Source organism: Salinicola lusitanus (assembly GCF_038648475.1).
Lineage (GTDB): Bacteria > Pseudomonadota > Gammaproteobacteria > Pseudomonadales > Halomonadaceae > Salinicola > Salinicola lusitanus.
In genome coordinates, this window is sequence record NZ_CP151919.1 from 2,955,175 (window position 1) to 2,968,919 (window position 13,745).

Here is a 13,745-nt window from a genome sequence, read left to right on the forward strand (position 1 = left end):
GATTTTCTCTCCAGGAGAGCCTGGCTGCGGTTCCTGCTCGCGTCGGATGGCTAAAGTCGGTGGGGCGTCGCGCCGATAGACCGATGGATGGACCGAAAGATCGAGAAACCGAGAGTGCCATGGAAGCGTGGCCTTTCTTCGGATCGAGGAGTTTGTGATGGATACTGCAGTCAATGCCGCCGTCGGTACGGCGCTGGCGCTACAGAACTTCAATCAGGACCAGCAAGCGCAGAATAGTCTGTTGAAGCAGTCGCTGGATGGGCAGGCGTCACACATCGCGCAGTTGATGTCCTCGGTGGCGCCGTCGCCGGAGCTGGCATCCTCCGGCAGTGTGGGAACGCAAATCAACACCTATGCCTGAAGCCTTGGCCCGGCGTGCGCTACCCGGCGCGCCGGGCGTTTCGGGTCTTGCCGAACCATAGCGTTGTCGATCGATCCCGGTTCTCCACGCCACATAACTCCGGCGTGATCGCGGCACTCTCGCTTTTCTGGCCTCGAGTTTTCATCCAAGCGGGCTCGAAGAAGTTCTCCCTATTTCGTTTTTTCCGGTTGACGCCGGTAGAGGCCTCGTTTTTAATCAAATGACCGAAGGGAATAAGATTATTGCTTTCGGTAATTCGATAGCGAATGACGTTATCGAAACGCTTCCATTCATATTCGGAAATCGTGATGAATTCCCATCGCCTGACCTGGTCAACGTCCTTCGATATCGCGCGTCTGCGCGGTATGCGAGCACGTTGTCGGTCGCGCGCCCTGGATTGAATTTCATCATCGGCCGCGACACCCATCGCGGCCGAAAGACGACGAAAGTCCCCGCCTTTTTACTGCGATTCGTGTCCGGCCTCCGCCAGCCTGGAGATCGGGGACATGAAGTTTTCAAGCATTTTCAAAGCATTGTTGCAGCATCTCGCCGCGAACCGTCAATATCGGCACGACTTGAATGCCCTGAGTGGGTTGAACGACCACATGCTCAAGGATATCGGTCTGCGCCGGTTCGAGAACGAGATCGTGTCGGCCTTCCCGACCTTTGACGAGAAAGCGAAGGTGAAGGATCGCGTTCTTGGCGATATCGAGCGTGCCGCAGGGCGCCGGAAGGTGGCGGACGTTACGCGGGCAGCGGAAGCATTGCCGGGCGTCGAGTCCCTTGCGAACAAGACCGTGATATGTCGGTATTGCGGAGAACGAGTGGCTTAGCCAAGCCCCGGTCACAGGATGTGGCCGGGGCTTTTTCGATGATTCGCTTGTCGTTGGCAACCACCATCCAGGGCGGGGGCTCAGTAGCCGAGACTCGACGTCGGCAGAGGAATGTCGGACTTGTAGCGGGAAATCGTCTCGATGGCAGCCTGGTGCAGCAGGCTGATATCGATACCCACGGCGATGAAGTCGAAACCCCATTGCGCATACCGTCTGGCATCCGCCTCGGCGGGCGCCAGGATGCCGGCGGCCTTGCCGGCGGCGTGGGTGGCTTCGAGGGTACGACGGATCATCGCCTGTACGTCGGGATGGTTCGGATTGCCGGCATGGCCGACCCCGGTGGAGAGGTCCACCGGGCCGACGAAAACGGCATCGACGCCCTCGGTTGCCGCTATCGCTTCGGCGTTGTCGACGCCGGTTCGCGACTCCACCTGGACTATCAGGCAGAGTTCCTCATGGGCTCGGGCCAGGTAATTCTCGACGCCGTCCCACCGCGTGGCGCGGGTCAGGCCGCCACCGACGCCCCGGAAACCGTGCGGCGGGTAACGGGTCGCGGCGACCAGTCTGGCGGCCTGCTCGGCCGTGTCGACCATCGGGATCATCAACGTCTGGGCGCCGATGTCGAGCAGCTGTTTGATCAGGGCAGGGTCGTGGTTCACGGTACGCACGACCGGCGCGCTGGGGTAGGGCGCCACGGCCTGCAGCTGCGACAGGATGGACGGGACCGTATTGGGCGCGTGCTCGCCATCGATCAACAGCCAGTCGAATCCGGTAGTGGCGAGGATCTCGGTGGCATAGCCGGTACCGAAGCCGGCCCAGCAGCCATAGCGCGTATTACCGTCGAGCGAGCGTCGGAACGGATTCTGCGGCAGCTCCATGCAGGTAACCTCTTGAGTAGCTGAGACGCGAAATGACGACGAGCCGGTAGCGTCACGACGCCGGCCCGATCGGTTATCGAGTGCAGGGTATCGGGCGCCGTTTAGTGGGTCAGCCCCATCTCGCCCATGATCTTGCCAAATTTCTGGTCATCCTCCGCCATCAGCTGCTCGAAGCCATCGCCATCTCGCCATACCACGCCATAACCCTGCCTGGCCATGAAGCTCTGGTAGGCATCGCTGTCATAGGCTTTCTTCAGCGCATCCTCGAGCGTGGCCACGACATCTTCACTCATCCCCTTGGGGCCGACGATCCCACGCCACGCGCCCAGGGTGAAATCACTGCCGATCTGTTCCTCGAAGGTTGGCACATCGGGAAAGCCTTCCAGTCTTTCCGGCGTCATGACACCGAGGCTCCGAAGTTTGCCGGCATCGATCATCGATCTCGCCTCGGGAAGGGACGAGGCGACCACGTCGAGGCTGCCGGAGGCCAGCTCGGTCATGGCCGGCGCGGAGCCCTGGCTGGGGATCCAGGTGATCTTGCCGGCGGCGATGCCCTGGTCCATCAGGAAGCCGTTGAGCGCCACGTGCCAGATACCACCCAGGCCGGTACCCGATGCGGTATAGGTACCCTCGGGTTTGTCCCTGACCTGGGTCACGAACGCTTCGAGATTGTCGAACGGAGAATCTTCGCCGACCGAGAGGCTGGCGGAGTCGAAGTTGATCTGGGCGATGGGGGTGAAGTCCTGATAGGTGAGGTCGGTCAGCCCTTGCCAATGCATCATCGCGACCTCGACGGTGGCCAGGCCCAGGGTGTAGCCATCCGGCCGGGCGTTGGCGATGGCGGTGTGACCGACCACGCCGCTGCCCCCGGTCCGGTTGACCACGTTGATCGTCTGCCCGAGCTGTTCTTCCAGCGACGAGGCGATGATGCGAGCCGTGGCGTCGGTGCCGCCGCCGGCCGCCCAGGGAACGATCAGGGTAATCGGCTTTTCGGGATACTCCGCCCATGCCAGTGGCGAGGCCAGAACGGCGGCGAACAGCAGCGGAGTGAGATGGCGGGACGCCCTTGATCGGCTCATTGTGACCTCGCTTGACGGGTTCTGTTATCGATAAGATGCACTTTGCATGCAAAGTCTTAACCCGCCGGCAGTATCTCCACAATTGCGCAATCGTCTAATGAGGGGCCGCACGCGACCGGCGCCCGGCAGTACGCCGCCGGGATCGACCCGCCGACGCCGCCCCGGGCATCTCGGGCGCGTGGGCTGGGGACTTTACTGCGGGGCGATGCGCTGGCTGGCGCTGGTGAAGCCCATCAGCGACAGATCCATGTCGAGCCGCTTGCCATCGGGAGCGATGGCGCTGACCGTGGCCTTGTTGCCGCCGCGGAGCTGGGCGAGCAGCTGCGGCGACAGCGCCAGATTGGCACGGCAGCCTTGCTGCAGGCAGACCTGATAGGGCATGCCCACCGGCTCGTTGGCGTCCACCTGCAGCTGGATACCCGGCGCCAGGCGCACGCCCAGCGGCAGCAGGAATACCATGACCGGACCGTCGGCCTGGGCCGGATGACCGACCATGGCACGCATCAGCGGTTCGTTGCTGTCGGGGTTGCTGACCATCTGGCTCATCACGCAGTTCTGGCGCTCACCGCCCTTGGGGCAGCCCACTTCCCAGGATTGGAACTGTTGGGTATCGACCTGCGGTGCGCTCGGCTGCTGAGCCTGCGCCGGCGTCAGGATGGCGGCGGCCAGGGGCAGCAGCGAGGCGAGCAGGGTACGGCGAAAAGACATGGCATTTTCCTGTGTGGTGATCGGTGGCGCGTTGTCGTGCATGAGTATGTGCCGGGCTTTGACTGAAAAGTCGACAAGCCTGGGCAAGCCCGGAACGTGCAGCCAAGGCAAGGAATCGGCGAGAGAACGGACCGGGTTGGCGTACCAGTCTACGCGGTATGAATGAGCATGTGGCTCGCTCCGCTCGTCCTCCGGGCTGCCCTCGAACGTTGTGAACGAGGTTCAGTGAGCCGATTTCTGACGCCGTATGGGCAAGCGTAGTACTTTTCGGGCATGGCCGAATTTTCGCGTGCCGGATGAGATGGCGGTCACGACACTCCAGCACGCCCGATACCGTGGTGGCCAGTCGGAGCACGGGGGCGCCAGTCAGTGCCGGATACGCGGTCAGGGCGCCACCGGCACGCCGCGATTTTCGAACACCGGACGCAGCACGAAGTTGGAGTGGACGCCGGAGACGCCTTCGATCGGCGTGATGTGCTGCAGCAGAAGCTGCTGATAGTCGTCCATGTCCTCGACCCGGATCTTGAGCTGATAGTCGACCTCCTGGCCGGTGATCATCAGGCACTCCTGGACCTGGGGCAGTGCCGCCACCTGGCGCTCGAAGTTGGCGAAGCGCTCCGGGGTGTGGCGATCCATGGAGATGTGCACCAGTGCCATCAGCCGATAGCCCAGCTGCCGCGCGTCGACCAGGGCGCGGTAACCGAGGATCAGGCCGCTCTCCTCCAGCGCGCGCAGGCGGCGCAGGCAGGGTGAGGGCGACAGCCCGATACGCTCGGCCAGTTCCTGGTTGCTGATCCGGCCTTCCTGCTGGATCAGCTCGAGAATGCGCCGGTCGTAGCGATCGAGAGTCAGAGGCTGTGAGGAATTCATTGGCAATATCTGTCTCTTGATTTGTCTAGATTGGCAGATTATGCCATTCAGCGGCGAGAAAGGTCGATCTTCGCAATGTCCTGTCGGCACAAAAGCCTTACACTGTCTCTGCTGCCACAAGCAGCTTCGGGCCGGCCCCCGCATCCGGGGTCCGGCCCCCGTTTCCGCCGCGATTCGCGGTGGCTCAATAGCGGGGCCCGCCCCAACGGCGCGCCCTACAATCCGTCGGCTCTTTTATCTCGTCAGGATGGTTGCCATGTCTGCCTTCGATCATCGCGCCTTTGATCACAGAAAATACCGCCCGGCCCCCCGGGTACCCGCCTTCGACCGTCAGTGGCCGGATCGTGATCTCGATCACGCCCCGATCTGGGTCAGCGAAGACCTGCGCGATGGCAATCAGGCACTACTGGAACCGATGAGCGTCGAGCAGAAGAAGCGCTTCTGGCATCAGATCGTCAAGGTGGGGATCAAGGAGGTGATGGTCGGTTTCCCCTCGGCGAGCCAGCCGGACTACGACTTCGTTCGCTGGTTGATCGAGGATGACCAGATCCCCGATGACGTGACCATTGCCGTGCTGGTGCAGTGTCGCGAGCACCTGATCGAGAAGACTTTCGAGTCGCTGATCGGTGCCAAGCGCGCCATCGTCCACCTCTATAACTCGACCTCGACCGTGCAGCGCGAGCGGGTGTTCGAGATGGATCGCGATGGCATCGTCGATATCGCGGTGCAGGGGGCGACCTGGGTCAAGACCTATGCCGAGCGCTACCCGGACGTGGAGTGGCGGTTCGAGTACACCCCCGAGAGCTTTTCCAGCACCGAGATCGACTTCTCGCTGCGCATCTGCGAAGCGGTCATGGACGTCTGGCAACCGAACCCGGACAACAAGTGCATTCTCAACCTGCCGACCACGGTCGAAGTGGCGGGGCCGCACCATCACGCCGATCAGATCGAGTATTTCTGCCAGCACATCAAGAATCGCGACAGCGTGATCATCTCGGTGCACACCCACAACGATCGCGGCGGGGCGGTCGCCTCCGCGGAGCTGGCACTGCTGGCCGGTGCCGAGCGCGTCGAGGGTACGCTGCTGGGCAACGGCGAGCGTACCGGCAACATGGATATCGTCACTCTGGCGATGAACCTCTACAGCCAGGGGATCGATCCGGAACTCGACCTGTCGCGGCCGGACGAGATCATCGAGGTGGTCAACGAGTGCACCAACATCCCGATTCACCCCCGTCATCCCTGGGTCGGCGAGATGGTCTACACCGCCTTCTCCGGCAGTCATCAGGATGCGATCCGCAAATCGCTCAAGAAACAGAAACCGGATGAGCCGTGGCAGGTGGCCTATCTGCCGATCGACCCCCATGACATCGGTCGCGACTACCAGGCGGTGATCCGGGTCAACAGCCAGTCCGGCAAGGGCGGCATGGCGTTCCTGCTCGAGCGCGACTACGGCATCAGCCTGCCGCGCTGGATGATGCTGGCGCTGGCGCCCTACGTGCAGCAGGAGAGCGAGAAGCGGGCCAGCGAACTCTCCAGCGAAATCATCCGCCAGGTCATGTTCGACCGGTTCACCAGCGAATCACCGTTGTCGCTGGCCGACTATCGTCTCTCCAAGGGGCAGGACGAAGGCATCGAGGTGACCCTTTGGCAGGGCGCCGAGACGCTGCGTCTCTCCGGCAAGGGCAACGGCGCGATGTCCTCCTTCACCGACGCGTGGCAGAAGCACTCCGGTGTCGGTGTCGGCATCATCGACTACGCCGAGCACTCGCTGGGGGGCGACAGCGAGGCCAACGCCATCGCGTTCGTCCAGCTCAATGTCGACGGTCAGCGCGTCTGCGCGGTCGCCGAGGACAGCGACACCGTCAGTGCCTCGCTCAAGGCGATCCTCTCCGGGATCAACCTGGCCGGAGCGCAACGGGAGTCGCAGGCGAGCGACTCGCGTGCGACCACCGTCGACTGAGCGTCACCGACACCCACGCCGCGAGACGAGAAGGGCGCCCACTGGGCGCCCTTCTGCGTTTGCCACTCTGGTGCCATCGGCCTGATTCAGGGGTAGCTTGGGGGTAGCAGCGCGCGCAGATCATTGTTGAGCGGCAGCTCGAAGCTGGTCGCGCCGAGGATGGCGCGATCGGCGATACGCACCACCCGGACATTGACGAACAGCCGGTCCTGGGCCTGGGCGTAGGTGCCCACCAGCACCGCGCTGGCGTCGTAATCCTGACTCAGCCGCTGCACGTTACGCGACAGGATCAGCTCGCCGGTATTCTCCTCGATGTAGAGGCTATTGCGCAGCTTGACCTCGATCACCGGCAGGCCCGACTCGACCAGCCGTGAGACGAACATTTCGCTCAAGGTGCGGCCCAGGGTCGAGGATTGCCCGAGGTGGTCGACGTCGACGAAAGTGGTGGCGACCAGCGGGGCGATGTCATCGAGCCGCCCTCGGCTATTGTCGATCAGCGCCTTGGCCGCCGCATCGACCCGCTCCAGGGTGGTCGGCTGATGTGGACGGCCGTTGGGGTCGAGCATCGAGCAGCCTGCCAGTGCCGCCAGCAGCAGCATGAGCAGCACAAGCCGAGCGCAGGAAGATACGGACATGGCGGAACTCTCTCTGCTGTGGCTTACCATTGCGACGATACCTTGAGCTGGCCGGCAGCCGACGCTCGGCCGTACTGGCCGCTATCGCCGGGATTGATGTAGTAGAGGTTGGAGGAGGAGTAGAGCAGGGTCTGGTACTCGTCGGCCTGGACCGTGATGATCACCTCCTCGTTGCTCTCAGACGTCCAGCTACCGCTGAACAGGTCGACCAGCCCGGCGGCGGGGATCAGCGCCAGCGCGGGCTCGCGCCAGTGGTTGAACGGTATCGTCGCCACCGCGATGCCCGCTGCCAGTGCGGTCAACGCGCCCTGGGGCGGACGGATCGGCTGGCGATCCCGATGCGCCACGACCTGTACGTCGAAGGTGACGGTGGCCGCGCCGAGATCGCTGGTTCTGACCGTGGCGCCCTGTCTCACCAGCTCGCTGGTCAGCAGCGAACGAAAGCCGCGGCTGAAGGCGGTTTCGGTTTCGGGGGGCTTGATATAGAGCGCGCGCCGGTCGAGCCGACGGTCAGCCATGATGGCCCGGGCCTCGTGCTGCGCCAGCACCTCCCAGTGATAGGCGGCCTGCATGCGCTGCTGGGTGGTCGCCGGGTAGGTGGTGGCCAGCGGGGCCTGGGAGGTATTGACGCCGAAGCAGCCGGAGAGTGCGGCCGCGCCACAGACTATGGCCCAGGTCCTGAATGACATGAATGCAATGTTCCCGTTCGCTGTTCGTGACTCGATGTGGGCTCGAGGATTGTAGGGCCCGTCCCCCACGCGCCCCGTCCCTTCGGGCTGCGCGTCAAATATGACCGGGCTTCGATGCGTGGCTGGATAGGGAAACGATCCGTATCGGCGTCTCGCGTCTTGCCTTGACGCCTTTGTCGCGGCAACGCGGCTCGCGGCGTCTCGTGTGAGCAGGCCCTAGACCTGTATCGGCGAGCGGGCGGCAGGACTTGAATCGACCGGCGGCCTTGAAGTGCAAGGCGGGCGCCGGGACGCCCGCGGTATTTCCACGCTCAGGCTTCAGCGATCGCTATCGCTGCGGATCTGGGCGTGGCTGATCAGGGCAAAGATGAAGGTGCCTCCGACCACATTGCCGAGCAAGGTCGGGAAACCGAAATGGAAGAGATATTCCGACCAGCTGGCGTGGCCGGAGAAGACCAGGTACATCACCTCGGTGGAGCCGACGATGATATGGGTGAACTCGCCGATCGCGACGAGGTAGGTCACGATCAGGATGACCCAGATCTTGGCGCTTCCCGCGCTGGGCAGCAGCCAGACCATTGTCGCGATCATCCACCCGGCCACGATGCCCTTGGCGAACATCTGCATCGGCGTGTTCTCGAGAATATGTTCGCCCAGGGTCAGAAACGCCTCGTGGGTCTCCAGCGAGAAGATCGGCAGCGCCAGGATGGCCCAGGCGGAGACGGCGACACCGACCAGGTTGCCGATCAGCACCACGCCCCATAGCCGGAGCAGGCACATGAACCTGCCGAGCCGGGGCTGGCTCATCACGGGAAGCACTGCCGTCACGGTATTTTCGGTGAAGAGCTGCTGGCGGGCCAGGATGACGACCAGGAACCCTACCGTATAGCCCAGCGACTCGACCAGGAAGCCGACGTCGTTTTCCGGCAGGTGCGCGCGCAAAAGGCCCTTCGCCAGCATCGAGAAGCTCATCGACAGGCCCGCGGCGATGGCGGACCAGAGCAGCGCCGATACCGTCCGGCTCAACTCCGTTTCTCCCTCCTCCCTGATGGATTCGTGTACGGCAGCGGCGCGTGAGGGTAGCTCCTCGTTGTTGAGCTGAAGGTCGTGTTCTTCCTCGTCTTTTTGCACACGGCTGGGCGGGGTGAGATTGTGACGTTTGCTCAAGCGTTCATTCCTTCATGGCTGAAAAGTGGCAAGGCGCGGGTACGGCAAATACCGCCGAGTCTTCTGCGGTGGCCGGTCACAGCCGCTATGCTTGAACGATAGTCGTAAACACGACAGGGAGATAGCCAAGTATGTCGCCGGAATCCTGGACAATGTTGCTTCACTTGGGACTGGCCTGGCTGGCGGGAAGCCTGATCGGACTGGAGCGGACCTTTCATGGGCGGCCGGCGGGCTTTCGCACCCATGCGCTGGTCTGCGTGTCGTCGGCCCTGCTGATGATGGTCACGGTCTATCAGTGGCAGTGGCTGGGCACCAACGTTCCGGAAGCGACCGTTCGCACCGATCCCACCCGGATGGCTCAAGGGATCATGACCGGGATCGGGTTCCTGGGCGCCGGGGTGATCTTCAAGGAGGGATTGACGGTCCGGGGGTTGACCACGGCCGCCTCGATCTGGGTCACATCCACGTTGGGCATTCTCTATGGCATCGGCTTTCTGTTTCCGGCCGTGATGGCGACAGTGGTCACCTTGCTGACACTCTCCCTTTTCCGGGTGGTGGAGGGGCGCATGCCCAGTCGGATCTTTGCCCGCTGCATCCTGCGTTTCGACAGTGGTAGCGTGATGTCCGAAACGCAGATCCATGACCTGATGGCGTCTCACCGATTCAGGGTCGAGAGCCTGAGCTACCGGACGCGCGACGATGGCCGGCAGTTCGAGTACCGCCTGATGCTGCGCACGCATGACCGCAAGTACATCCCGCCGCTGGCCGCCGATCTTCGAGAGCATGATCGGCTGCTGGAGTTCCAGCTCTCTCCGACGGGGGATTGATATCGAGAATGGTTGTCATTCCCCCGTCAATCGATAGAGTAGGCGCTCCTGAACGGTGGTGAGGCAGTCATGCAGCAACAAGGACGTCCGGCTTTCTGGATATTGATGGGCGCGGTCATGCTGTCGCCACTGGCGATCGACATCTACCTGCCGGCACTGACCGCGATGGCGGCGGAGTTCGAGCGTTCCTACGCGGCGATGCAGTTGACCATTACTCTGTTCCTGATGAGCGTCGGTGTCGGGCAGCTCATGGTCGGCCCGCTGACCGACCGTTTCGGGCGCCGCCCGGTGCTGCTGGGAGGAGCTGCCATCTACATGGTCGCGGCGTTGATCGGCATGTCGGCCGTGTCGATAGAGATGCTCTACGCTTCCCGCGTGCTCCAGGGATTCGGCGCCTGCGCCTCCGTCACGGTGGCCTTTGCGGCGGTGCGTGACAGCTATCCTCCCGTCGAGGGCGCCAAGCTCTACAGTTATCTCAACGGTTCGCTGACGCTGGTGCCCTCACTGGCGCCGGTACTGGGCGGGGCCCTGACGGTATGGCTGGGGTGGCGGAGCAACTTTGCCTTCATGACCGGGTTCGCGGGACTGCTGTGGCTGGGAGCCTGCTGGCGATTCGGGGAGACACGGCCCCATGACACGCTGATCGAACGGCGTCTCTATCGCTGGTCGCGCTATCGCCCGGTACTGTTCCACCGGCGGTTTCTCTACTATGCCATTCTCGTCAGCACGATGATGGCCGCCATTCTGGTTTATGTGTCCGCAGCGCCGGTGGTGATGATGGACCGGCTGCGGCAGCCGGAGTGGGTCTTCAGCCTCTGGTTCGGTGGCAATGCCCTGGTCAGTACCGTGGCGTTCTTCGTCGTGCCCCGGTTGATGGCGCGCTGGGGGCGCAGGCCGACCGTGCAGCGGGGACTGGCCGTCGTCGTGGGCGGGGGTGCCCTGATCGCCGGCCTGTACTGGGGGTTGCCGGTTTCCGTACTCACCTTCATGGGCCCCGTGGCGCTGCTGTCGGTGGGATTCTCGATGGTGCTGGGGGCTGCGGCGAGCCTGGCGCTGGAACCGTTCCCTCAGCGGGCGGGCACTGCGGCCGCACTGCTGGGGGCCATTCAACTGGGCGGTGGCGCGTCGCTGGCAACCCTGCTGCTGATCACGCCGCTGGCACCGCAGACGTCGTTGGCACTGATATGTTGTGGTGGCGGCTTGGCGTTGTGGATGGTGGGAAGAGGATTGGCGGACGCCACCGCCGTCGGTGAGTGACCCGGTCGGTGGCGGCGCCTGCCTCGCCTTCGGAAGCGTCGGCGTGAAGCGGGATGCCGCTGCGTTGGCGTGAGGTTTAACACGTCGAATATCGGTATGGCGCCAACGCGCTAGAATGAGCGGGTTCGTCGTATCGACAGCGCGAGATTTCACGGCACGGCCGAGATGAATCGACCGGCCCCGGGAAAGGACGAGACAGGTATGGCCAGTCATGGCAAGGAAAGCACATGGTTGATACTCAACGGTAAATCGGCCCAGCAGCCCGAGATCCGCGACGCGGTCGAGGAGCTTCGCCGTCAGGGTCACGATCTTCAGGTTCGGGTCACCTGGGAGGGTGGAGATGGCGTCTGGATGGTGGATGCCGCGGTAGCGGGTGGCGCTGCGAGAATCATCGCCGGCGGTGGCGATGGCTCGATCAACGAGATCGTCGCCGGGCTGATGCGCCAGCCTCCGGAGCGTCGCCCAGCTCTCGGCATCCTGCCGCTGGGCAGCGCCAACGACTTCGCCCACGGCCTGAACCTGCCGATGGGCCCGCGTGATGCCTTGAAGCTGGCCCTGACCGGCAGCGTCCGGCAGGTGGATGTCGGCAAGCTCGATGACGAGGCCTTCATCAATGTGGCGTCCGGGGGGTTCGGTGCCGAGATCACGACTTCCACGCCGGTAGGATTGAAGAGACTGCTGGGCGGCGGCGCCTACTCGCTGATGGGCATGTTGAAAGCGTGGAATTACCAGCCCTTCGAAGGTCACATGCGCTGGCCGGAGGGAGAGGCGCGGGTTCCGCTCTTCATGCTGGCCATCGGTAACGGATGCCAGGCCGGCGGAGGGCAACGCCTGGCACCCTCCGCGAGATTGGACGACGGTCTGCTCGAGCTGCTGTTCGTGCGTCACTTCAACTCGTTGGGTGAGCTGAAGCGTATCATCGACGAGCTCGAGAACCTCCCGCAGGATGGGGAGTTCGTGCGCTATCTTCGCGTGCCATGGGTCGAGTTCGATAGCGACGGCGCTTTCCCTCTCAATCTCGATGGTGAGCCACGCCGGTACGAGCACTTTCGGGCGTCGCTCGATCGCGAGGCCTTGCCGCTGGTGGTTCCCGAAGACTGCCCCTTGTTGCGTCATGCCGGTTGATACCGGCCCGCGACAGGGGCGCGTCACAAACCGATCAACGTGCTAGAGGAGGGCTCGACGTGGATGACTTCATGCAGGCAGCGATCGAACAGGCGAGGCGCAGTCTCGACGAGGGGGGCGTGCCGATCGGGTCCGTCCTGGTCCACCGGGGTGAGATCATCGGGCGAGGGCACAATCAGCGCCAGCAGAGGGGGAGTGCCATTCTCCACGGCGAGATGGATGCCTTGGAGAGTGCCGGTCGCCTCCCGGCTTCTGTCTATCGGGATTCGACGCTCTACACGACCTTGTCGCCATGCTCGATGTGCAGCGGCGCGATCCTGCTTTACGGCATACCCAGGATCGTCGTCGGCGAGAATCGAACCTTCATGGGCGAAGAGGCGTTGCTCAGAGAGCGTGGGGTGGCAGTCGAGGTCCTCGACGATCCGGTGTGCCGGGAGTTGATGTCACGGTTCATCGCCGCCCATCCGGAGGTCTGGCACGAGGACATCGGCGAGCCCTGATGGGCCGGGAGCGGGGCTGGCGAGCTTTCGTCGCGCCCACTAAAAAGCCCACCGTCCGGTGGGCTTTGCTCAAGGCGGTGAAACGCTTGGAATCGATCCCTGCGTCTGGAACCTTTGGCCGGTGTTAGCCAGCGACCTTGATGTTGGCGGCCTGAAGGCCTTTCTTGCCCTGGGTGACGTCGAAGGTAACCTTCTGGCCGTCTTGCAGAGTTTTGAAGCCTTCTGCCTGAATTTCGGAGAAGTGCGCGAACAGATCATCGCCGCCGTCATCGGGAGAGATGAAACCGTAGCCTTTGGTGTCGTTGAACCATTTGACAGTGCCAGTTGCCATTGTCGATATCCTTAACTTGCATAGTGATGTACCCGAGCCTCCCGGGGGATGCCCGAAATGCGTGGTCAGACTAGGGGGGAATGCGCACTAGGAGTTGGACGAGATCGACTAACAACTGACGACATTCTACCTGCAAACCTACGCAACGGATGTTGCATTGGGGGATATACCTGGTCAAGCGTCTGAAGGCTTGACTTTGGTAGCACCGTTTCCCATGCCCCGCTCACAAACCATAGATGGAAAATTTATGCGCGTCTACAGCCTGCCAACGCCTTTTTTCTGGGCTGATCGCGTCACACGGTATGGTTTTATTAACCCTTTTTAAGAAGATTGACAGAAAACGGTAATGCTCGCCCCGATAGGCGCCGTTACAGGCGAGGAGCACTCGGGATTTACCGTCAGCGACAGCAAGTTCGTCTCCCGGGCGTCGCGGTCGCAGCAGATATTGCGGACCGGGTCGGGGCCGGGTCAGCTTCTCGACACGCCGCTATGTATCGTATCGACGACCTTGGGTAAGCTGTC

The 13,745-nt window shown here is 63.0% G+C and carries 16 protein-coding genes; 7 read left to right on the forward strand and 9 right to left on the reverse strand.

Annotated features, from left to right (window positions below):
- Positions 1–157: 157 nt before the first annotated feature.
- Positions 158–361 carry a putative motility protein gene (locus tag AAGT95_RS13295; RefSeq protein WP_110600908.1) on the forward strand — a complete coding sequence of 68 codons (204 nt, stop codon included), beginning with the start codon at positions 158–160 and terminating at the stop codon, positions 359–361.
- 19 nt (positions 362–380) lie between these two features.
- On the opposite strand, the gene AAGT95_RS13300 is transcribed toward AAGT95_RS13295, so the two are convergent.
- Positions 381–788, reverse strand: a complete 408-nt coding sequence (locus AAGT95_RS13300) for a hypothetical protein (protein ID WP_342594084.1) — start codon at positions 786–788, stop codon at positions 381–383.
- A 79-nt stretch (positions 789–867) separates the two neighbouring features.
- Here AAGT95_RS13300 and AAGT95_RS13305 point away from each other — a divergent pair, with 79 nt between their 5' ends.
- Positions 868–1,194 (forward strand): DUF1127 domain-containing protein, encoded by a 327-nt coding sequence (locus AAGT95_RS13305; RefSeq protein WP_342594085.1) that lies wholly within the window; start codon positions 868–870, stop codon positions 1,192–1,194.
- A gap of 80 nt (positions 1,195–1,274) precedes the next feature.
- Here AAGT95_RS13305 and AAGT95_RS13310 read toward each other — a convergent pair whose 3' ends face one another.
- The 4 genes from AAGT95_RS13310 to AAGT95_RS13325 all read right to left on the reverse strand — a co-directional run bounded on the left by AAGT95_RS13310 (position 1,275) and on the right by AAGT95_RS13325 (position 4,729).
- Entirely contained in the window at positions 1,275–2,072 is a 798-nt protein-coding gene (locus AAGT95_RS13310) for an HpcH/HpaI aldolase/citrate lyase family protein (protein ID WP_342594086.1), read from the reverse strand.
- Positions 2,073–2,173: 101 nt separating this feature from the next.
- Positions 2,174–3,151 carry a tripartite tricarboxylate transporter substrate binding protein gene (locus tag AAGT95_RS13315; protein WP_342594087.1) on the reverse strand — a complete coding sequence of 326 codons (978 nt, stop codon included), beginning with the start codon at positions 3,149–3,151 and terminating at the stop codon, positions 2,174–2,176.
- A gap of 192 nt (positions 3,152–3,343) precedes the next feature.
- Positions 3,344–3,859 carry an invasion associated locus B family protein gene (locus AAGT95_RS13320; protein WP_342594088.1) on the reverse strand — a complete coding sequence of 172 codons (516 nt, stop codon included), beginning with the start codon at positions 3,857–3,859 and terminating at the stop codon, positions 3,344–3,346.
- Positions 3,860–4,243: 384 nt separating this feature from the next.
- Complete coding sequence (locus tag AAGT95_RS13325) at positions 4,244–4,729, reverse strand: Lrp/AsnC family transcriptional regulator (protein ID WP_110710053.1); 486 nt, start codon at positions 4,727–4,729, stop codon at positions 4,244–4,246.
- A gap of 256 nt (positions 4,730–4,985) precedes the next feature.
- Between AAGT95_RS13325 and AAGT95_RS13330 the strand changes: the two genes are divergently transcribed.
- Positions 4,986–6,692: a 2-isopropylmalate synthase gene (locus AAGT95_RS13330; RefSeq protein ID WP_342594089.1), complete on the forward strand. Its 1,707-nt coding sequence runs from the start codon at positions 4,986–4,988 to the stop codon at positions 6,690–6,692.
- An 86-nt stretch (positions 6,693–6,778) separates the two neighbouring features.
- On the opposite strand, the gene AAGT95_RS13335 is transcribed toward AAGT95_RS13330, so the two are convergent.
- The 3 genes from AAGT95_RS13335 to AAGT95_RS13345 form a co-directional block, all read right to left on the reverse strand.
- Entirely contained in the window at positions 6,779–7,327 is a 549-nt protein-coding gene (locus tag AAGT95_RS13335) for a FlgO family outer membrane protein (RefSeq protein ID WP_342594090.1), read from the reverse strand.
- Between the two features lie 23 nt (positions 7,328–7,350).
- A complete protein-coding gene (locus AAGT95_RS13340) occupies positions 7,351–8,016 on the reverse strand; it encodes a hypothetical protein (RefSeq protein WP_342594091.1) in 666 nt (221 codons plus the stop codon).
- A gap of 318 nt (positions 8,017–8,334) precedes the next feature.
- The gene (locus tag AAGT95_RS13345) at positions 8,335–9,183 is read right to left on the reverse strand and encodes a formate/nitrite transporter family protein (RefSeq protein WP_342594092.1); all 849 of its coding nucleotides are present in this window, start codon (positions 9,181–9,183) and stop codon (positions 8,335–8,337) included.
- 152 nt (positions 9,184–9,335) lie between these two features.
- Here AAGT95_RS13345 and AAGT95_RS13350 point away from each other — a divergent pair, with 152 nt between their 5' ends.
- The 4 genes from AAGT95_RS13350 to AAGT95_RS13365 all read left to right on the forward strand — a co-directional run bounded on the left by AAGT95_RS13350 (position 9,336) and on the right by AAGT95_RS13365 (position 12,892).
- Positions 9,336–10,010, forward strand: coding sequence for an MgtC/SapB family protein (locus AAGT95_RS13350; RefSeq protein ID WP_342594093.1), 675 nt, complete (start codon positions 9,336–9,338; stop codon positions 10,008–10,010).
- Between the two features lie 69 nt (positions 10,011–10,079).
- Positions 10,080–11,267, forward strand: coding sequence for a multidrug effflux MFS transporter (locus AAGT95_RS13355; RefSeq protein ID WP_342594094.1), 1,188 nt, complete (start codon positions 10,080–10,082; stop codon positions 11,265–11,267).
- A 201-nt stretch (positions 11,268–11,468) separates the two neighbouring features.
- Complete coding sequence (gene yegS, locus AAGT95_RS13360; protein ID WP_342594095.1) at positions 11,469–12,392, forward strand: lipid kinase YegS; 924 nt, start codon at positions 11,469–11,471, stop codon at positions 12,390–12,392.
- A 59-nt stretch (positions 12,393–12,451) separates the two neighbouring features.
- A complete protein-coding gene (locus tag AAGT95_RS13365) occupies positions 12,452–12,892 on the forward strand; it encodes a nucleoside deaminase (RefSeq protein WP_342594096.1) in 441 nt (146 codons plus the stop codon).
- Positions 12,893–13,016: 124 nt separating this feature from the next.
- Here the strand turns inward: AAGT95_RS13365 and AAGT95_RS13370 are convergent, their stop codons facing one another.
- Entirely contained in the window at positions 13,017–13,223 is a 207-nt protein-coding gene (locus AAGT95_RS13370; protein ID WP_110600936.1) for a cold-shock protein, read from the reverse strand.
- Between the last annotated feature and the right edge of the window lie 522 nt (positions 13,224–13,745).

Bases quoted from the DNA above. Each gene is read 5' to 3' on its own strand.
- AAGT95_RS13325 (WP_110710053.1), bottom strand. From the start codon at position 4,729: ATGAATTCCTCACAGCCTCTGACTCTCGATCGCTACGACCGGCGCATT.
- AAGT95_RS13300 (WP_342594084.1), bottom strand. From the start codon at position 788: ATGGGTGTCGCGGCCGATGATGAAATTCAATCCAGGGCGCGCGACCGA.
- AAGT95_RS13370 (WP_110600936.1), bottom strand. From the start codon at position 13,223: ATGGCAACTGGCACTGTCAAATGGTTCAACGACACCAAAGGCTACGGT.
- yegS (WP_342594095.1), top strand. From the start codon at position 11,469: ATGGCCAGTCATGGCAAGGAAAGCACATGGTTGATACTCAACGGTAAA.
- AAGT95_RS13295 (WP_110600908.1), top strand. From the start codon at position 158: ATGGATACTGCAGTCAATGCCGCCGTCGGTACGGCGCTGGCGCTACAG.
- AAGT95_RS13320 (WP_342594088.1), bottom strand. From the start codon at position 3,859: ATGTCTTTTCGCCGTACCCTGCTCGCCTCGCTGCTGCCCCTGGCCGCC.
- AAGT95_RS13350 (WP_342594093.1), top strand. From the start codon at position 9,336: ATGTTGCTTCACTTGGGACTGGCCTGGCTGGCGGGAAGCCTGATCGGA.
- AAGT95_RS13335 (WP_342594090.1), bottom strand. From the start codon at position 7,327: ATGTCCGTATCTTCCTGCGCTCGGCTTGTGCTGCTCATGCTGCTGCTG.
- AAGT95_RS13310 (WP_342594086.1), bottom strand. From the start codon at position 2,072: ATGGAGCTGCCGCAGAATCCGTTCCGACGCTCGCTCGACGGTAATACG.
- AAGT95_RS13315 (WP_342594087.1), bottom strand. From the start codon at position 3,151: ATGAGCCGATCAAGGGCGTCCCGCCATCTCACTCCGCTGCTGTTCGCC.
- AAGT95_RS13330 (WP_342594089.1), top strand. From the start codon at position 4,986: ATGTCTGCCTTCGATCATCGCGCCTTTGATCACAGAAAATACCGCCCG.
- AAGT95_RS13340 (WP_342594091.1), bottom strand. From the start codon at position 8,016: ATGTCATTCAGGACCTGGGCCATAGTCTGTGGCGCGGCCGCACTCTCC.
- AAGT95_RS13355 (WP_342594094.1), top strand. From the start codon at position 10,080: ATGCAGCAACAAGGACGTCCGGCTTTCTGGATATTGATGGGCGCGGTC.
- AAGT95_RS13305 (WP_342594085.1), top strand. From the start codon at position 868: ATGAAGTTTTCAAGCATTTTCAAAGCATTGTTGCAGCATCTCGCCGCG.